Below are 16155 nucleotides of genomic sequence, written 5' to 3'. Positions count from 1 at the left end.
TCACCTGACGGCACGTCATCTCACCACCCGCAGAAGGGACATCCGTCATGAACGACGAGGTCATCATCACCTGTGCGCTGACCGGCGCGGGCGACACCGTACGCCGCTCCCCGCACGTCCCCGTGACGCCCGAACAGATCGCGAAGTCCGCCGTGGAGGCGGCGAACGCGGGCGCCGCCGTGGTGCACATCCACGTCCGCGACCCCGAGACCGGCGACCCCTCGCGCGACCCGAAGCTGTACGCGGAGGTCGTCGAGCGCATCAAGGAGACCGGCACCGACGTCGTCATCAACCTCACCGCCGGCATGGGCGGCGACCTGGTACTGGACCCCGACCAGCCGCTGGAGAAGGGCGCGCAGCCCGGTACCGACCTGGTCGGCGGCCTGGACCGGCTGCCGCACGTGGAGGACCTGCTCCCCGACATCTGCACGCTGGACTGCGGCTCGCTGAACTTCGGCGACAACCTCTACATCTCCACTCCGGAGATGCTGCGCAAGGGCGCCAAGCGGATCCAGGAGCTGGGCGTGCGGCCCGAGCTGGAGATCTTCGACACCGGCCAGCTGTGGTTCGCCAAGCAGCTGCGGGCCGAGGGCCTGCTGGACGACCCGACGATCTTCCAGCTGTGCATGGACATCCCGTGGGGCGCGCCGGCCGACCCGGGCGTGCTGCAGGCGATGGTCAACATGCTGCCCGAGAACGCGCAGTGGGCCAGCTTCGCGCTCGGCCGCATGCAGATGCCGTGGGTCGCGCAGTCCATCCTGCTCGGCGGCAACGTCCGCGTCGGCCTGGAGGACAACCTGTACCTCTCCAAGGGCGTGAAGGCCACCAACGGCCAGCTCGTCGAGCGCGCCGTGACGATCACCGAGTCGCTGGGCGCCAAGGTCGCCACCCCCGACCAGGCCCGCGCCCGCCTGGGCCTCAAGCCCCGCGCCTGACGCACCGGCCCGCACCCCTCCCACCCCAGGAGTCCCACCCCATGTCCTCCACCATCCCCCTCGCCCCCGAAGACGTGCGCAAGGTCGCCTGCATCGGCGCCGGCGTCATCGGCGGCGGCTGGGTCGCCCACTTCCTCGCCCGCGGTTACGACGTGACCGCCTGGGACCCGGCCGACGACGCCGAGGAGAAGCTGCGCCGCCTCGTCGCCGCAGCCTGGCCGGCGCTTGAGCAGATAGGGCTCGCCGACGGCGCCTCGCAGGACCGCCTCACTGTCGCGCCCACCCTCGCCGAGGCCGTCGCCGACGCCGACTTCGTGCAGGAGAGCGCCCCGGAGAAGCTGGACCTGAAGCGCTCGCTGCTGGCCGAGCTGACCGCCGCCACCCGCCCCGGCGTGGTCGTCGCCTCCTCGACCTCCGGCTACCCGATGACCGACATGCACAGCGAGGCCGCCGACAACGGCCGCCTCGTCGTCGGCCACCCGTTCAACCCGCCGTACCTGATCCCGCTCGTCGAGGTCGTCGGCGGCGAGCGGACCGACCGCGCGGCCGTCGAGTGGGCCTCCCGCTTCTACGACATCGCGGGCAAGTCCGTCATCACCATGGACCGCGAGCTGCCCGGCTTCATCGCCAACCGCCTCCAGGAGGCCCTGTGGCGCGAGGCGCTGCACATGGTCGCCAACGGCGAGGCGACAGTGCGGGACATCGACGACTCCATCACCGAGGGCCCGGGCCTGCGCTGGGCGTTCATGGGCCCGATGCTCACCTTCGCGCTGGCCGGCGGCGAGGGCGGCATGGCGCACATGCTCGACCACTTCGGCCCGTCCCTGAAGTCCCCGTGGACCCGTCTGGAGGCCCCGGAGCTGGACCGCGCGCTGCGGGACGCGGTGGTCGAGGGCTGCGACGAGGCCGCGGACGGCCGTACGTACGCGGACCTGGTGGCCGAGCGCGATCAGGGCGTCATCGACGTACTGCGGGCCACCGGCCGGCTGGGCAAGGGCGCCCGGTGACCGCGGCAGCGCTCCCGCTCTTCCGGCAGTCCGTCAAGGACGAGTGGATCGACTACAACGGCCACCTGAGCGAGGCGTACTACGTGCTCGTCTTCGGGTTCGCCACGGACGCGCTGATGGCGGGGACCGGGCTGGGTCCCGAGTACCGCGAGGCGAGCGGCTGCTCGCTCTACACGGTCGAGGCCCATGTCCGGTACCTCCTCGAAGTGGACCGGGACGCCGAGCTGGTCGTCCGGACGACGGTGCTGGGGGTGGACGCGAAGAAGGTCCGCTTCCTGCACGAGATGTTCGTCGGTGACACGGACGGCGCCCCGGTCGCCACGGAGGAACTCTTCGCCCTCCACGTCGACCGGACAACGGGCCGCTCGGCCCCGCTGCCGGAGGCGGTGCGCGACCGGCTCACCGCGCTGACCGGGCCCGCCCCGGAATGGGCGGGGCGGGGCATCCGGGAGGTCTGACGCCATGAAGTGAGATCCTGGACGGGGAACCGTTCCTCGTCCAGGAGGACTCATGACTACAGGCCACCGCATCACCGTCGAGCAGAGTTCCGATCGAGTCCGCGTCGTACAGGGCGGGCAGGTGCTTGCCGAGAGCACCCGGCCGCTGGTGCTGCGGGAGACCGGCTATCCGGCCCGGTACTACCTGCCGCCCGAGGACGTCCGTACCGACCTCCTCGTCCCCTCCGGGACCCGAACCCACTGCCCCTTCAAGGGCGACGCGTCCTACTGGTCGCTGCCGGACGGGCCGGAGGACGTGGTGTGGGCGTACCCGGAGCCGAAGGAAGCCGTGGCGGAGATCAAGGACCACTTCTGCTTCTACGAGACCGAGGTCGTCGACGACTGATGGGCACGACGGAACACGACGAGGGCGGCGACTCGGCCTGCTGGCTGGACCGGGTCTGTGACGAGTGCGGCCGGATCAGGGACGACGCGGCGGCCCCTTGTCCGTACTGCGCGCCGAAGGCGCCTCAGCGGCGCCGCGACCGGGACGCCGAGGGCCGGGCGCGCAACGCCCGGCCGCGGGACGGTCTCGGCCGCCCGCTGCCGTACGGCGCCGAGGGCGTCGAGCGGCAGCCCGAGGGCGTGGTCCGCGCGCCGCGGGAGTCGCTGGCGGAGGCGCAGCGGCTGCTGGACGCGGGGAAGCCGTTCCACGCGCACGAGGTGCTGGAGGACGCCTGGAAGTCCGGGCCGCCGCAGGAGCGTGAGCTGTGGCGCGGCCTCGCCCAGCTGGCCGTCGGCCTCACGCACGCCGCGCGCGGCAACGTCACGGGCGCCACCTCGCTGCTGACCCGCGGCGCCGCCGCCATCAAGCCGTACGCGCGGACCGCCCCGTACGGCATCGACGTCGCCGGACTCACCCGCTGGGCAGGTGACCTGGCCGCCGCCCTGCGCGGCCCGGTCGACGCGAGCGCGCACGCCCCCCGGCTGCGGGTCAGTTCGCGTTGAAGCCCCAGTTCAGGAGCGTGGCGGCCTCCTTGTAGACCGCGTTCTTCTTCTTGCTGGGGGCGAGCACGGTGGCCACGAGGGTGCGGCCGTCCCGTTTCGCCGCGGCGATCAGGGTGTTGCCGGCCTTGCTGGTGTAGCCGTTCTTCACGCCGATGATGCCGGGGTAGCGCGGCACGCCCTTCGAGCCGGCCAGCATCCGGTTGGTGTTCTCGATCTCGTACGAGCCCCGGGAGCCGCCGGGGAAGGCGGCCCGGACGGTAGCGGCGTAGCGGGCGAAGTCGGCGTTCTCCAGGCCCTTGCGGCCGAAGAGGCTGAGGTCGCTCGCCGAGGAGACCTGGCCGGCCGCGTCGTACCCGTCCGGCGTCTTCACCACCGTGTCCTGCGCGCCCAGCATCCGCGCCTTGATCTGCATCTCCCGCGCGGTGGCCTGCCAGCCGCCGTTCATGTTCGCGAGGACGTGCACGGCGTCGTTGCCCGAGCGCAGGAAGACGCCGCGCCACAGGTCGGCGACCTTGTAACGCTGTCCCTTCTTGATGCCGACGAGGCTGCTGCCCTCGCCCACGCCCTTGAGGTCGTCCGCGGTGACCGTGCGGACCATGTCGGCGGGGAACTTGGGCAGGACGGTGAGTGCGAAGAGGGTCTTCAGGGTGCTCGCCGGGGCCAGTTGGCGGTGCGGCTCCTTCGCGGCGAGCACGCGGCCGGTCTCGGCGTCGGTGACGGCCCAGGCCCGGGCGGTGAGCCCGCCGGGCGGCGCTGCGGCGTGCCGTGCGGAGCGGGCTCCGGGCCAGGCCGCCGTATGGGGGATGGATCGTTCCGGTGCGGCCCTGCCCTGGGGCGTCGACGTGGCGTGCGCCGGGGCGAGCAGAGCGGTGAGGGCGCCCGCCACGGCTATGGCCGTCAGGGTGCCGTTGATCCTGGTCGAAGCAGTGTCGGTTCCCATGCAGCCACGTTAGGGACGGCCGGGGCGATGCGCAGTCGGTGATGCGCCAGACGGCTCACGGCAGGTACGCGAAGACCCGCCCGGTGCGACGGGGGATGCACACCGGGCGGGCTCAGAACCTTTCTACCGCATGCCGGAACGGTTATGCAGGAAAAGCCTGTTCGAGTCGCCGTTACCAGGCGACGGGGAGCGAGATCAGGCCACGTGCCCGGATGCTCCGCCGCCACTGGATCTCGTCCCTCGGCACGTCGAGACGAAGCCCGGGGAACCGCTGAATCACGGCGTCGAGGGCGGTCTGCGTCTCCATCCGGGCGAGCGGGGCGCCGAGGCAGTAGTGGATGCCGTGGCCGAGCGCGAGATGGCCGAAAATATCGCGGTGCGGGTCGAGCTTCGTGGGATCGGCAAAGCGTTCCGGGTCACGGTTGGCGGCTGCGATCGAAAGCAGCACGCTCTCCCCCGCCGGAATCCGTACGCCGCCGATCTCGATGTCCTCCAGGGGGAAGCGCCGGATGGCCAGCGGCGCCGGGCCGTCGAACCGCGCCAACTCCTCGACCGCGGCGGGCAGTCCGGCGGGCTCTGCCCGCAACTCGGCCAGCAGGTCCGGGTGGTCGAGCAGCGCGAGGACGGAATTGCCGATGAGGTGAACGGTGTTCTCGTAGCCCGCGAGGAGGATCAGGAAGGCCAGCGAGGTCAGCTCGTCCTCGCTGAGCCGGTCCCCCGCCACGCCGCCGTCCCCGTCCGGCTCGTCGCGCACGGCGATCAGGTCGGAGAGCAGGTCGTCGCCCGGCTCGGCGCGCTTGGTGGCGATCAGCCCGGTGTAGAAGCGGAGCATGGCGCCGACCGCTTCCTTCGCCGCCTCCGGGCGGGCCGGGTCGGGCGTGATCAGCGCGTCGGACCAGGCACGGAAGTCGAGCCGGTCGCGCTCCGGGATGCCCAGCAGGTCGCAGATGACGATGATCGGCAGCGGCCCGGCGAAGTCGGCGAGGAGGTCGGCGCGGCCCTTGCCCTCGATGGCGTCCAGCAGGTCGTGCGCGACCTTCGCCACGGGGGCGCGGAGCTTGTCGACGCGGCCCGGCGTGAAGGCCTTGGCCACCAGACGGCGTACCCGCGTGTGGTCCGGCGGGTCCATGTTGAGCAGATTGGCGTCCAGGGCCGACGGCAGGGAGAAGCCGCGGTAGCCGGTCGAGCTGTTGCGCTTGTCGAGGGAGAGCCGGGGGTCGGCGAGCCCGCTGCGGACGTCGGCGTAGCGGGTGACGAGCCAGGCGGGCTGCCCGTCGGGCCCGGTGATCCGGTGGACCGGACCCGCCTCGCGCAGCCGCTCGTACCCCGCGTAGGGGTCGTCGAGCAGCATCGTCGTGTCGATCGGGTCCGGACGGTCGGGCGAGGCGGTGTTCTGCATGAATCCCGACCTTATGGGGTGGCGGCCCGCCTCCCGTATCCGGGGCATGACAAGGCACAGGGCGGCTACGGGGCCATGCCCCGTGCCGCCCTGCGCCGAAAGGCGGTTCGGACCCCCGTACCGAGCCACCTGGTCTGTGGTGCGCCGCCGCTAGGCCCCGCGCTCCTTGACGCTGCTGCGCTGCCGGAGTTCGGCGAGCACGGTCTCGGCCAGGGACGAGCGGTAGACGTCCGCGACCAGCGCCAGGTGTTCGTACTCCGCGGCCGGCGCCATGTCGGTCGTGACGACGACGGATTCGGCGCACGGCTCCGGGAGCCGGCCCGCCTGCCGGTTGTCCAGGCCCCGGCGCAGCGCCACGGCCTCGGCCACCGCGGCCAGTTGCTCCGGCCCGACGCCCACCGCGCGGGCCCGCTCGCGGGCGACGTCGACGGCGTCGGACTCGACGTACCGGCGTACGCCGCGCTGTACGTCGCGGATCTCGGCCATCTGGCGGTTGGCCCGCCACTCCAGGTCGGCGAAGGGCCAGCGGCCGGGCCGTGAACCCTCCATCGTGACCTCCGGGGCCTGCGCGGTGGCCTCGCGCCACAGGGGCGAGAGGCGGCGCAGCCGGCGCCAGGCGGACGCGCGGGGCCCGGCGGCGGGCAGCGCGAAGCCGGTGAGGACGAGGATCGCGGCGACCGAGGCGCTCAGCGGCGCCACGCCGTTGGAGAGCCAGAGCGCCGGGTGCCCGGCCCAGGAGAGCGCGAAGCCGAGGAGCTTGCAGGCGCAGTAGAGCAGGCCGAGCCAGCAGCCGGCGGCCAGCACGCGCAGGCCGCGCGCGAGCCAGGACGGGCCGACCTTGGTGGCGTAGCGCGGGCAGAGCGTGCCGAGCCCGGCGAGACTGGCCCCGAAGATCGCGAGGTACAGCATCAGGAAGACCATGACGCCGGGCGCGTCGGTGTACGCGGTGCTGAAGTCGCGCGGGTGCTCCACGGCGTCCGGGCGGCCGACGGCGAAGCCGGTGACGGCCACCGCCCAGGCCACGACGACGAGCGTGAGGACCGTGCGCGTACGGGAGCGGGCCCGGCGGCGGCCCGCCTCGTCCTCGCCGCCGGTCCAGCGGAGCAGCAGCACGAGGGCGCCGGCCGCGAAGACCACGACGGAGGAGTACAGGAAGACCATGGCGAGGTTGGCGACGCCGGTGAGCCGGTCGAAGGCGCGGTACAGGCTCGGCGCGGAGAACAGGAAGACCGTGGCGACGCCCGCCGTCATCATGCTGGTCAGGCCCAGGTCGGCGTTGGCCCGGTCGCGCAGCCAGGCGCGGAATTTGTAGCCCGCGAGCGCCCAGGCGACGGCCGCGAAGCAGAAGTAGACGACGTCAAACACGCGGCGGTCCCCCGTCATCGGGGTCGGCGTCCCCCGCGTTCGGGGCGTGCGGAGCACCGTCCAGCTCGCGGCGGATGTGCTTGAGCGCGGGGCCCAGCGCGGCCGCGATCTCGGCGGCGTCGCCGCTCAGCGGCGGGTCGTCCTTGGCGGTGGCGGGCACCACATGGGCCATCAGGAGCGTGCCCAGCACCTCGGTCTCGTGCTCGGTGGCGTTGTCGTAGCAGTGGTGGCGGGCGAAGCGGGCGGTCAGGCCCATCCGCCGGGCGGCCGTCGCGACGTCCATGGAGGGCGTCCAGACCTTCAGCGCGTCCTCGGTGACGGTGGGGTCCTGCTCGTGCCCGAGGAGGAGGTGGCTCAACTCGTGCAGGACGATGTGGGTCTGGTGCCAGGGCGAGGTCTGCCGCTCGTAGAAGACCCACCAGCCGTCGTCGGTGCCCGCCGTCATGCCGGACACCACGCCGCCCAGGCTCATCGGCGCGAGCCGGACCGGCCGGCCCACGCGGCGCGCCACGATCTCGCACAGGCCCGGCAGATCGGTCGCGGCGGGCAGCGCCAGCTCCTGTACGAGCTGCTTGCACCGCCTGCGTATGCGCCGTACCCGCATGGCCGTACCGTCCTCGATTCCCGTCCGCCGCCAGGCGGCGAAGAGCTGCTCGTCAGTGGCCGGCATGCGGCGCCTCACCGCTGGTCGCCGGCGGGTCCGGCGGCAGGTCCATCTGCTGCCGGAACTGGGAGATGATCGTCGTCAGGCTGTCCTGCACCTCGGGCGGCAGGCCGACCGAACGCAGCGCGATGGTCCGCACCCGCTGGTCCCGCATGGCCGCGAGGAAGCGCAGCTCCTCCTCCACCCGGTCGGCCTGCGGCTGGGAGAGGTCCCCCACCAGATAGCCGACCGGCACCGCGAAGAACTTGGCGAGCGCGCGCAGCACTTCGTGGCTCGGGTTGGTGCGTCTGCCCTTGCGGAGCATGGAGAGGTACTGCTCGGAGAGCGTGACGTCGCCGTACTCGGCGCCCTCGCTGATCTCCTCGGCGACGTAGGCGTTCGTGTACGGCGCGCCGGGCGGGTGCATGTGGGCGAAGAGGTGGTTCAGCCGCTCGGCGAGCGGGCTCTGCCCGCTCTTCGGCGCGCCGTCGCCTCCTCGCGTCATGTTCGGTGCCCCATCCCTGTCCGCCCTGGTCCCAGCCACGGCGAAGCAGCGCACACACCCAACGGACAGTTGAGTCGCGCGCTCTCCGCTTCGCACATCCTTTCACGAGCGGAACGGGACGCACCAGTCCACCTACCCACCGTGAGCGTTATCCGGCGTTCCGGGCATCAACTCGTGGTTGAGTCGGCCTCTTCGATACGGAGGGTGTCCAGAAACCCGCCGACGGCCCGCGCAAAGCCTTCCGGATCGTCGGCGTACAGCCAATGCCCACAGCCCGCGAGCTCGGCGAAGAGGGTGCCGGGCCGCACGTCGGCCATCCACTGCGCGGTGCCGCGCGTGAGGACGAAGCTCTCGCCCGCCCTGAGCAGCAGCGCCGGCTGCCGGGAGGCGGCCCAGCGGGCGGAGAAGTCGCCGGTGAAGGCGCGTTGCGAGGCCATCATGTCGCCGGTGTCGAACAGCAGCCCCCAGCCGTCCGCGTACTCCACGGCGCTGTCCATGAAGTAACCGGCGTCCGGAATGCCGTGCGCCTCGATGGCCGCGCGCAGCGCCGCGCGCGAGGCGGCCCGGCGCGGCCAGGCCGTCACGTCCAGGACGGGGTGGGTCTCGGGTTCGTGGTTGCGTACGGTCATGTCCGCCACGACCAGCGCGGAGACGAGAGCGGGGTGGCGCTCGGCGAGCAGGTACGCGACGGCGCCGCCCATGGAGTGCCCGAGCACGGCGGCGGGGCCGAGGTCCAGAGTGCGCAGGAACGCGGCCGCGTCCTCGACGTACGCCTCGGGGGTGAAGTCGCCGCCGTTGTCCGACAGGCCGTGGCCGCGCTGGTCCAGGGCGACGACGCGGTACCGGCCGGACAGCGCCCCGGCCAGTGGCGCGAAGATCCGGCCGCGGCCGAAGTGCCCGTGCAGCGCGAGGAGCGGCGGGCCGGGCCCGCCGGAGTCCCGGTACGCGAAGCGGCGGCCACGGAGGTGGACGAAGGATTCGGCGTCGGGCGCGGCGGGCACGGCGGGCCTCCCGTGGGCGTCGGCAGCGGACGCCCACGAGCTTCTCACCCGGGCAGCGGAGCCGTGGCCTGAGTGGTGGGGGCCGGCTCGGAGGCCGTTTCGTCGTGGTTCGGGCGGCGCAGGAGCAGCAGCATGCAGCCCATGGTCAGGGCCACCTGGAAGACCGCGTAGACGATGACCGCGGTGATCGAGCCGGTCCAGTTGAGGAGCGACTGGCCGATGATCGGGGTGGTACCGCCCAGCAGCGTGCCGCACAGCTGGTAGCAGAGCGAGATGCCGGTGTAGCGCAGGTGGGCGGGGAAGCGGCTGGCGAGCATTCCGGCCAGCGCGGCGTAGTACAGGCAGTGCGGGATGGTGGCGATCGCGACGCCGAACATCGCGAGGCCGTAGTTCTCGGTACTGATGAGGACGAACATCACCGGCATCAGGACCAGTTCGGGGATGAGCATCACGCACACCGCACGCGACCAGCTCTTCATCTTCATGGCCAGAACCGCGCCGAAGGGCTGCACGATGATCTGGGTGATGTTGGCGACCAGGATGATGGTGAGGAAGGCGCTGCGGTCGAAGTCCAGTGCGCTGGTGGCCCAGGACAGCGCGAAGGTGGACTTGAAGTACGTCGCGGACAGGCCGATGGTGCAGGCGCCGATGCCGAGGACGATCAGCATGGGGTGGCTGCGCAGCACCTCGGTCAGCGGCAGCTTCGCCACCTCCTTCTTCTCGATCAGCTTCGCCATCGCGGGCGATTCGGCGACCTTGAGGCGTACGAAGAGGCCGACCATGACGAGGAGCGCGGAGGCGAGGAACGGGACGCGCCAGCCCCAGGAGGTGAAGGCGTCGTCCGGCAGCCGGCTGATGGCGAGGAAGCTCAGCGTGCTGAGGGTATTGCCGACGGGCGAGCCCTGCTGGGCGAAGGCCCCGTACAGCACGGACTTGCCCTTGGGGGCGCTCTCGGAGGCGATGAGGACCGAACCGCCCCATTCGCCGCCCAGGCCGATGCCCTGGATCATCCGGATGGCCACGAGCAGGATCGGCGCGGCGACGCCGATGGAGGCATAGCCGGGCAGCAGGCCGATGGCGGTGGTGGACAGGCCCATCATCAGCAGGGTGATGACGAGGGTCTTCTTGCGGCCGAGGCGGTCGCCGTAGTGCCCGAAGACGATGCCGCCGAGCGGGCGGGCCAGGAAGCCGACCCAGAAGGTCGCGAAGGCCACCAACGTGCCGAGCGCGCCGTCGAGTTCGGGGAAGAAGACCTTGTCGAAGACGAGGGCCGAGGCGGTGCCGTAGATGTAGAAGTCGAACCACTCGATGGTGGAGCCGATGAAGGCGCCGATTCCCGCTCTGTTGGCGGCTCTGGTGTGCTCACGTGCCGTCTGCGCACTCATACGGGCTCCTGAAAGCGTCTTTGATCCAGGGAAGGGGAGGTGCGGGCAAGGAAGAAGGAAGGAAAGAGGGCGGGAAGGAGGGAGGGGGAAACAGGGGCGCCGCGTTGTCCTGGCGGCGCCCCGGAGGTGGTGTGGTAGGTCAGCCCGCGACCCGCTCGAAGACGGCCGCCAGGCCCTGGCCGCCGCCGATGCACATGGTCTCCAGGCCGTAGCGGGCCTCGCGGCGCTTCATCTCGCGGGCCAGAGTGGCCAGGATGCGGGCGCCGGTGGCGCCGACCGGGTGGCCCAGCGAGACGCCGGAGCCGTTGACGTTGATCCGCTCGTGGTCGGCCTCGCCGAGGCCCAGTTCCTTGGTGCAGGCCAGTACCTGCGCGGCGAACGCCTCGTTCAGCTCGATCAGGTCCAGCTCGGAGAGCTTGAGGCCCGCCTTGTCCAGCGCCGAGCGGGTGGCGCCGACCGGGCCGAGGCCCATGGTCTCCGGGGCGCAGCCGGTACGCGCGAAGGAGACCAGCCGCACCATCGGGGTGAGGCCGAGCCGCTCGGCGGTGGCGGCGCTGGTGACCAGGCAGGCAGCGGCGGCGTCGTTCTGGCCACTGGCGTTGCCCGCGGTGACGGTGGCGTCGGGGTCCTGCTTGCCCATGATCGGCTTGAGCTTGGCGAGCTGCTCGGCGGTGGTGTCCGGGCGCGGGTGCTCGTCGGCGGCCACGACGGTGTCGCCCTTGCGGCCGCGCACCGTGATCGGCACGATCTCGTCGTCGAAGAGGCCCGCCTCGATGGCGCGCCCGGCCCGCTGCTGCGAGCGGAGCGCCAGCGCGTCCTGCTCCGCGCGGCTGATCCCGTACGCGCGGCGCAGGTTCTCCGCGGTCTCGATCATGCCGCCGGGGATCGGGTGATTCGCGCCGCCCGCGGTGACCCGGCCGCGGCTGAGCGAGTCGTGCAGCTGGAGGTTGGGGCCCTTGATGCCCCAGCGGCCCTCGTGGGTGTAGTACGGCGCGGCGCTCATCACGTCCACGCCGCCCGCGATCACCACGTCGCTGAACCCGGCCTTGATCTGCATCGCCGCGTCCAGCACCGCCTGCAGGCCGGAGCCGCAGCGGCGGTCGACCTGGACACCGGTGACGGTCTCGGGCAGGCCGGCGTCCAGGGCGGCCACCCGGCCGATGGCCGGCGCGTCGGAGGTGGGCCAGGCGTGCCCGAGGATCACTTCGTCGATCTTCTCCGGCGCGACACCGGTGCGCTGCACGATCTCGGTGATCAGCCGGGCGGCGAGCGCTGCGGGACGCTGCCCCGCGAGCGCGCCGCCGAACTTGCCGATCGGGGTGCGCAGCGGTTCGCAGAGGACGATTTCGGTGGGATCGGACATGCCACGGGCCTTTCCTGGTGGACGCTTCCCGGTGACTTTTCCACCCGAGCACTGAGCCGGTCCAATATCCAATTCACTCAGCATTCGGACGCCAGATTTATCAATCGGCGATCACCGCAGGTCAGACGCGTGCCGGAGGCTTGCCTTCCGGTGTCGGCAGCGCCTCCTCGGCCACCGCGAGGACGGTACGCAGGGCCGCGGAGGGGTTGTCCGGACGCCAGGCCAGCGCGGCCTGCAGCCGGATCGGCGGGCCCGCGAGCGGCCGGTAGACCAGTCCCGTCTGCTGGATGTGCTGGCAGGAGGTGACGGTGAGGGTGACGCCGACGCCCGCGCCGACCAGCGCCAGGATCGTGTACGAATCGGGCGCCTCCTGCACCACCCGCGGGTTGAACCCGGCGGCCTCGCACGCCCGGACGGTGGCGTCCCGGACCGTGGACCCCGCGTTGGCGGGAAAGCTCACGAACGGCTCGTCGGCCAGCGCGGCGATGGGGATGCGCCGGCGACGGGCCAGCGGGTGGTCCGAAGGCAGCGCGCAGACCAGCTCCTCCTCGTCGATCACCCGGGTCGCGACGCCGGGCTGGGTGACCGGGAGGCGGACGAAGCCGAGGTCGAGGGAGCCGTCGGCGACCCCGGCCAGCGCGACATTGGCGTACGTCTGGCCCTTCATCACCAGCTCCAGCGCCGGGTGCGCGGCCCGTACGGCGCGGGTGAGCAGCGGCAGCGTCTCGTGCGTGGACGCGCCCGCGAAGCCGATGGTGACCCGGCCGTACTCACCGCGCCCGGCGGCCTTCGCGGCGCGGGTGGCGGTGTCCAGGTCGGCCAGGACCGTGCGTACCGGATCGAGGAAGGACTGGCCCGCGCTGGTCAGCCGGACCGAGCGGGTGTTGCGCTCGAAGAGCTGGACACCCAGCTCCTTCTCCAGCTGCCGGATCTGCTGGCTCAGCGGCGGCTGCGCCATCTGCAGCCGCTTGGCGGCGCGCCCGAAGTGCAGCTCCTCGGCGACCGCGACAAAGGCGGTGAGATGCCGCAGCTCCATGACGCCCACTCCCGCCCAGTCACCGACTATTACTCATACCGTCTCAGTCTGACCTTAATTCGGTATTGGACGCAGATCAATGGCCGATGAAACGGTATCCGGGACCGGATCCGCTACCCCGCACGCCGAGGAGCACCGTGGACAAGACCATGACGATGCGGGAGGCCATCTCCTCCTTCGTCCATGACGGCGACACCGTCGCGCTCGAAGGCTTCACGCACCTCATCCCCACCGCCGCCGGACACGAGATCATCCGGCAGGGCCGCCGCGACCTCACCGTGGTCCGGATGACCGCGGACATCGTCGTGGACCAGATGCTCGCCGCGGGCTGCGTCACCCGCCTCGTCTCCTCCTTCGTCGGCAACTCCTCGGCAGGATCGCTCGGTGAGCTGCGCCGCCGCATCGAGAAGGCCGACCCCGAGCCGCTGGTCTTCGAGGAGTACAGCCACTACGGCATGATCTGCCGCTACCTCGCGGGCGCCCAGCGGCTGCCGTTCTACCCGCTGCGCTCGTACGGCGGCAGCGACCTGCCCTCGGTCAACGAGGGTCTGCGCAAGGTCACTTCGCCCTACCCGGGCCCGGACGGCGAGCCCGAGCAGGTGTACGTCGTCCCGCCCGTCAACCCGGACGTGACGATCATCCACGCCCAGCGCGCCGACCGCAGCGGCAACACCCAGATCTGGGGCCTGACGGGCGTTCAGGCGGAGGCGGTCTACGCGGCGGACAAGGCGGTGGTGGTCGTCGAGGAGATCGTCGAGGACGAGGTCGTCCGCTCCGACCCGAACCGCACGGTCATCCCGGCACACGCCGTGGACGCGGTGGTGGCCTGCCCCCGCGGCGCCCACCCCTCCTTCGCCCAGGGCTACTACGACCGCGACAACGCCTTCTACCGCGCCTGGTCCGGCATCAGCAAGGACCGCGACCGGCTGCAGGCGTGGCTGAAGGAGTGGGTGTTCGACACCGCGGACCACGCGGAGTACGTCAGCAAGCTCGGCGAGGAGTTCTGGAACTCCCTCGCGGTCGGCGAGGCACTCAGCCTGCCGGTGAACTACGGGAGGCGACTGTGAGCACCGAGACCACTCACCCCACCGAAATGACCTCCTCCGAGCGGCTTTCCGTCGTCGCCTCGCGGGAGCTGGCCGGGCGGCGGACCGTGTTCGCCGGGATCGGACTGCCCACGCTCGCCGCCTCGCTCGCGCACCTCACGGTCGCGCCGCGGCTGGAGATCGTGTACGAGTCGGGGGTGTGCGGGGCCCATCCCTCGCACCTTCCCGAGACCATCGCGGACGCGGTACTGATCACCGGTGCCGAAGCGGTGCTGTCCATGCCCGCGCTCTTCGGGTACGTGCTGCAGGGCGGTCACATCGACGTCGGGTTCCTCGGCGCCGCGCAGATCGACAAGTGGGGGAATCTCAACACCTCCGTCATCGGCGACTGGGACGCGCCCAAGGTGCGGCTGCCCGGGTCCGGCGGTGCGGTCGAGGTGATGGCCAACTCCCGCGAGGTGTTCGTGGTGATGCGCCGGCACGACCCGCGCTCGTTCACGGAGAAGCTGGACTTCTGCACCACGCCGGGCCCCGACCGCGCCCTGGAGGAAGGCGTGCGGCCGCTCGGCACGGGCGTCACCCGGGTCATCACCGAGCTGGGCATCCTGGCGCGCGAGGGGGTCGGCGAGGAGCTGAAGCTGGTCGCCGTGCACCCGGGCGTGACGGTCGATCAGGTACGCGAGAACACCGGCTGGGACCTGGCGGTCGCCGACACGGTGGAGACCGTACAACCGCCCAGCGCCGAGGAGCTGCGCCTGCTGCGCGAGGATGTCGATCCGGACCGGGTGTACCTGCGCTGACCGCGGTGGGCAACGCCCGGAGTGTGAGGCGCACGCCGGATTGTCAGTGGGCGGGAGTAGCTTCACGAGGAGTGTGGTGGAGGCGGGGGAGGGGGCCTCGATCACGGGGCTCTCTCCTCGTGGCTCGTGGGGAGAGGGAGGGGCCCTGCCAAGGAACCGAGGGAGTATCTGACGTGCGTATCAGGATCGTGGGCGCCGGCGTCATGGGTCGCGGCATCGCCCAGTGGGCCGCCACAGCCGGCCACACCGTCGAGCTGGGCGACATCCGTACGGAGGCGGTCGGCGCGGCCGTCGACTTCGTCCGGGGGATGCTCGACCGGGCCGTCGCCAAGGGCCGGACGACCGAGCGGGAGGCGGCGGACACCCTCGCCCGGATCGTGCCGCTGGACTCCCCCTGGGCGCCCGGCGACGAGGTCGAGCTGGTCATCGAGGCCGCGCGGGAGGACCTGGACACCAAGGCGGAGGTGTTCGGGAAGCTGGCGGAGGCGCTGCCCGCCACCACGGTCTTCGCGACCAACACCTCCTCGCTGTCGGTCACCGAGATCGCGGCCACGTTGGCGGACCCGTCGCGCCTGGCGGGGCTGCACTTCTTCAATCCGGTACCGCTGATGAAGATCGTGGAGGTGGTACCGGGCGCGGCGACCCGGCCGGACATCCCGGAGCTGCTCCGCGAGTTGGTGGCGGGGACGGGGCACCGCGCGGTGGTGGTCGCGGACACCCCCGGGTTCCTCGTCAACCACGCCGGGCGCGGACTGGTCACCGAGGCGCTGGCGCTGCTGGAGGAGACCGTCGCCGACGCGCCGGACATCGACCGCGTCGCGCGTGACGTACTGGGCCTGAAGATGGGCCCGTTCGAGCTGATGGACCTGACCGGGCTCGATGTGACCGCCGCGGTCATCGACACCATCTGGCACGGCTTCCGCCACTCCGACCGGCTCCGCCCGTCCTTCCTCACCCCGAACCGGGTGACCGCCGGGCTGCACGGCCGCAAGACGGGCCGCGGCTGGTACGCGTACGGCCCCGAGGACCCGACACCGGCCGCCACGCCGGAGCCGCCCGTCACCGGCGACGGCAAGCGGCCCGTGTGGGTTGCCGACACGGGCCCCGGTACCGAGGCGCTGCGCTCGGCGCTCGCCACGGGAGGCGCGGTGCTCGACGACGCCGAACTCCCGGGTGACGGCTCGGTCGTGCTGGTCGCCACCTGGGGCACGACCGTCGCCGAGGCGGTGGCGGGGCTGGGCCTGCCGCCCGCGCGCACCCTCGGCGTGGACCCGCTGTCGCTGCC

At 71.9% G+C, this 16155-nt stretch carries 17 protein-coding genes; 8 read left to right on the top strand and 9 right to left on the bottom strand.

The features are described from left to right. The first annotated feature begins 47 nt into the window (after nt 1-47). From ABT381_RS06220 to ABT381_RS06200, 5 genes are read left to right on the top strand one after another with little or no spacing between them, the layout of a single operon-like run. On the top strand, nt 48-935 hold the full coding sequence (locus ABT381_RS06220) for a beta-keto acid cleavage family enzyme (protein WP_351588470.1): 888 nt from the start codon (nt 48-50) through the stop codon (nt 933-935). Between the two features lie 41 nt (nt 936-976). After that, nucleotides 977-1942 carry a 3-hydroxyacyl-CoA dehydrogenase NAD-binding domain-containing protein gene (locus tag ABT381_RS06215; RefSeq protein WP_351588467.1) on the top strand — a complete coding sequence of 322 codons (966 nt, stop codon included), beginning with the start codon at nt 977-979 and terminating at the stop codon, nt 1940-1942. Continuing rightward, nucleotides 1939-2400, top strand: a complete 462-nt coding sequence (locus tag ABT381_RS06210) for a thioesterase family protein (RefSeq protein ID WP_351588464.1) — start codon at nt 1939-1941, stop codon at nt 2398-2400. Before ABT381_RS06215 ends, ABT381_RS06210 begins: the two co-directional genes overlap by 4 nt. A gap of 52 nt (nt 2401-2452) precedes the next feature. Next, nucleotides 2453-2785 carry a DUF427 domain-containing protein gene (locus tag ABT381_RS06205; RefSeq protein WP_351588461.1) on the top strand — a complete coding sequence of 111 codons (333 nt, stop codon included), beginning with the start codon at nt 2453-2455 and terminating at the stop codon, nt 2783-2785. Then, nucleotides 2785-3387: a DUF309 domain-containing protein gene (locus ABT381_RS06200; RefSeq protein ID WP_351588458.1), complete on the top strand. Its 603-nt coding sequence runs from the start codon at nt 2785-2787 to the stop codon at nt 3385-3387. The genes ABT381_RS06205 and ABT381_RS06200 overlap by 1 nt, the downstream gene beginning before the upstream one ends. Here the strand turns inward: ABT381_RS06200 and ABT381_RS06195 are convergent. The 9 genes from ABT381_RS06195 to ABT381_RS06155 all read right to left on the bottom strand — a co-directional run bounded on the left by ABT381_RS06195 (nt 3374) and on the right by ABT381_RS06155 (nt 13024). Further along, complete coding sequence (locus tag ABT381_RS06195; RefSeq protein ID WP_351588455.1) at nt 3374-4327, bottom strand: D-alanyl-D-alanine carboxypeptidase family protein; 954 nt, start codon at nt 4325-4327, stop codon at nt 3374-3376. The genes ABT381_RS06200 and ABT381_RS06195 overlap by 14 nt on opposite strands. A 172-nt stretch (nt 4328-4499) precedes the next feature. Then, the gene (locus ABT381_RS06190; RefSeq protein ID WP_351588452.1) at nt 4500-5726 is read right to left on the bottom strand and encodes a cytochrome P450 family protein; all 1227 of its coding nucleotides are present in this window, start codon (nt 5724-5726) and stop codon (nt 4500-4502) included. Nucleotides 5727-5876: 150 nt separating this feature from the next. Continuing rightward, the gene (locus ABT381_RS06185; protein ID WP_351588449.1) at nt 5877-7091 is read right to left on the bottom strand and encodes an MAB_1171c family putative transporter; all 1215 of its coding nucleotides are present in this window, start codon (nt 7089-7091) and stop codon (nt 5877-5879) included. After that, entirely contained in the window at nt 7084-7761 is a 678-nt protein-coding gene (locus ABT381_RS06180) for a hypothetical protein (RefSeq protein ID WP_351588446.1), read from the bottom strand. Before ABT381_RS06180 ends, ABT381_RS06185 begins: the two co-directional genes overlap by 8 nt. Continuing rightward, nucleotides 7748-8239 (bottom strand): helix-turn-helix domain-containing protein, encoded by a 492-nt coding sequence (locus ABT381_RS06175; RefSeq protein WP_351588443.1) that lies wholly within the window; start codon nt 8237-8239, stop codon nt 7748-7750. Before ABT381_RS06175 ends, ABT381_RS06180 begins: the two co-directional genes overlap by 14 nt. 167 nt (nt 8240-8406) lie before the next feature. Continuing rightward, nucleotides 8407-9240, bottom strand: coding sequence for an alpha/beta fold hydrolase (locus tag ABT381_RS06170; protein WP_351588440.1), 834 nt, complete (start codon nt 9238-9240; stop codon nt 8407-8409). Nucleotides 9241-9284: 44 nt separating this feature from the next. Continuing rightward, complete coding sequence (locus ABT381_RS06165) at nt 9285-10625, bottom strand: MFS transporter (RefSeq protein WP_351588437.1); 1341 nt, start codon at nt 10623-10625, stop codon at nt 9285-9287. Nucleotides 10626-10764: 139 nt separating this feature from the next. Then, a complete protein-coding gene (locus ABT381_RS06160; protein ID WP_351588434.1) occupies nt 10765-11988 on the bottom strand; it encodes an acetyl-CoA C-acetyltransferase in 1224 nt (407 codons plus the stop codon). 121 nt (nt 11989-12109) lie between these two features. After that, on the bottom strand, nt 12110-13024 hold the full coding sequence (locus ABT381_RS06155) for a LysR family transcriptional regulator (protein WP_351588431.1): 915 nt from the start codon (nt 13022-13024) through the stop codon (nt 12110-12112). An 86-nt stretch (nt 13025-13110) separates the two neighbouring features. Between ABT381_RS06155 and ABT381_RS06150 the strand changes: the two genes are divergently transcribed. From ABT381_RS06150 to ABT381_RS06140, 3 genes are all read left to right on the top strand, one after another. After that, nucleotides 13111-14091, top strand: a complete 981-nt coding sequence (locus tag ABT381_RS06150) for a CoA transferase subunit A (RefSeq protein ID WP_502965697.1) — start codon at nt 13111-13113, stop codon at nt 14089-14091. 26 nt (nt 14092-14117) lie between these two features. After that, nucleotides 14118-14870 (top strand): CoA-transferase subunit beta, encoded by a 753-nt coding sequence (locus ABT381_RS06145; RefSeq protein ID WP_037799927.1) that lies wholly within the window; start codon nt 14118-14120, stop codon nt 14868-14870. 173 nt (nt 14871-15043) lie between these two features. Beyond that, nucleotides 15044-16155 (top strand): 3-hydroxyacyl-CoA dehydrogenase NAD-binding domain-containing protein (locus ABT381_RS06140; protein ID WP_351588428.1); only part of this gene is annotated, 1112 nt, incomplete at its 3' end.

The sequence above is a fragment of the Streptomyces sp. NPDC000151 genome (assembly GCF_040301705.1).
GTDB lineage: Bacteria > Actinomycetota > Actinomycetes > Streptomycetales > Streptomycetaceae > Streptomyces.
The sequence above is the reverse complement of the archived record's forward strand: the minus strand, read 5'-3'. Positions and strand labels throughout refer to the sequence as shown.

Bases quoted from the DNA above. Each gene is read 5' to 3' on its own strand.
- ABT381_RS06220 (WP_351588470.1), top strand. From the start codon at position 48: ATGAACGACGAGGTCATCATCACCTGTGCGCTGACCGGCGCGGGCGAC.
- ABT381_RS06215 (WP_351588467.1), top strand. From the start codon at position 977: ATGTCCTCCACCATCCCCCTCGCCCCCGAAGACGTGCGCAAGGTCGCC.
- ABT381_RS06205 (WP_351588461.1), top strand. From the start codon at position 2,453: ATGACTACAGGCCACCGCATCACCGTCGAGCAGAGTTCCGATCGAGTC.
- ABT381_RS06200 (WP_351588458.1), top strand. From the start codon at position 2,785: ATGGGCACGACGGAACACGACGAGGGCGGCGACTCGGCCTGCTGGCTG.
- ABT381_RS06195 (WP_351588455.1), bottom strand. From the start codon at position 4,327: ATGGGAACCGACACTGCTTCGACCAGGATCAACGGCACCCTGACGGCC.
- ABT381_RS06190 (WP_351588452.1), bottom strand. From the start codon at position 5,726: ATGCAGAACACCGCCTCGCCCGACCGTCCGGACCCGATCGACACGACG.
- ABT381_RS06180 (WP_351588446.1), bottom strand. From the start codon at position 7,761: ATGCCGGCCACTGACGAGCAGCTCTTCGCCGCCTGGCGGCGGACGGGA.
- ABT381_RS06175 (WP_351588443.1), bottom strand. From the start codon at position 8,239: ATGACGCGAGGAGGCGACGGCGCGCCGAAGAGCGGGCAGAGCCCGCTC.
- ABT381_RS06165 (WP_351588437.1), bottom strand. From the start codon at position 10,625: ATGAGTGCGCAGACGGCACGTGAGCACACCAGAGCCGCCAACAGAGCG.
- ABT381_RS06160 (WP_351588434.1), bottom strand. From the start codon at position 11,988: ATGTCCGATCCCACCGAAATCGTCCTCTGCGAACCGCTGCGCACCCCG.
- ABT381_RS06155 (WP_351588431.1), bottom strand. From the start codon at position 13,024: ATGGAGCTGCGGCATCTCACCGCCTTTGTCGCGGTCGCCGAGGAGCTG.
- ABT381_RS06150 (WP_502965697.1), top strand. From the start codon at position 13,111: ATGAAACGGTATCCGGGACCGGATCCGCTACCCCGCACGCCGAGGAGC.
- ABT381_RS06145 (WP_037799927.1), top strand. From the start codon at position 14,118: ATGACCTCCTCCGAGCGGCTTTCCGTCGTCGCCTCGCGGGAGCTGGCC.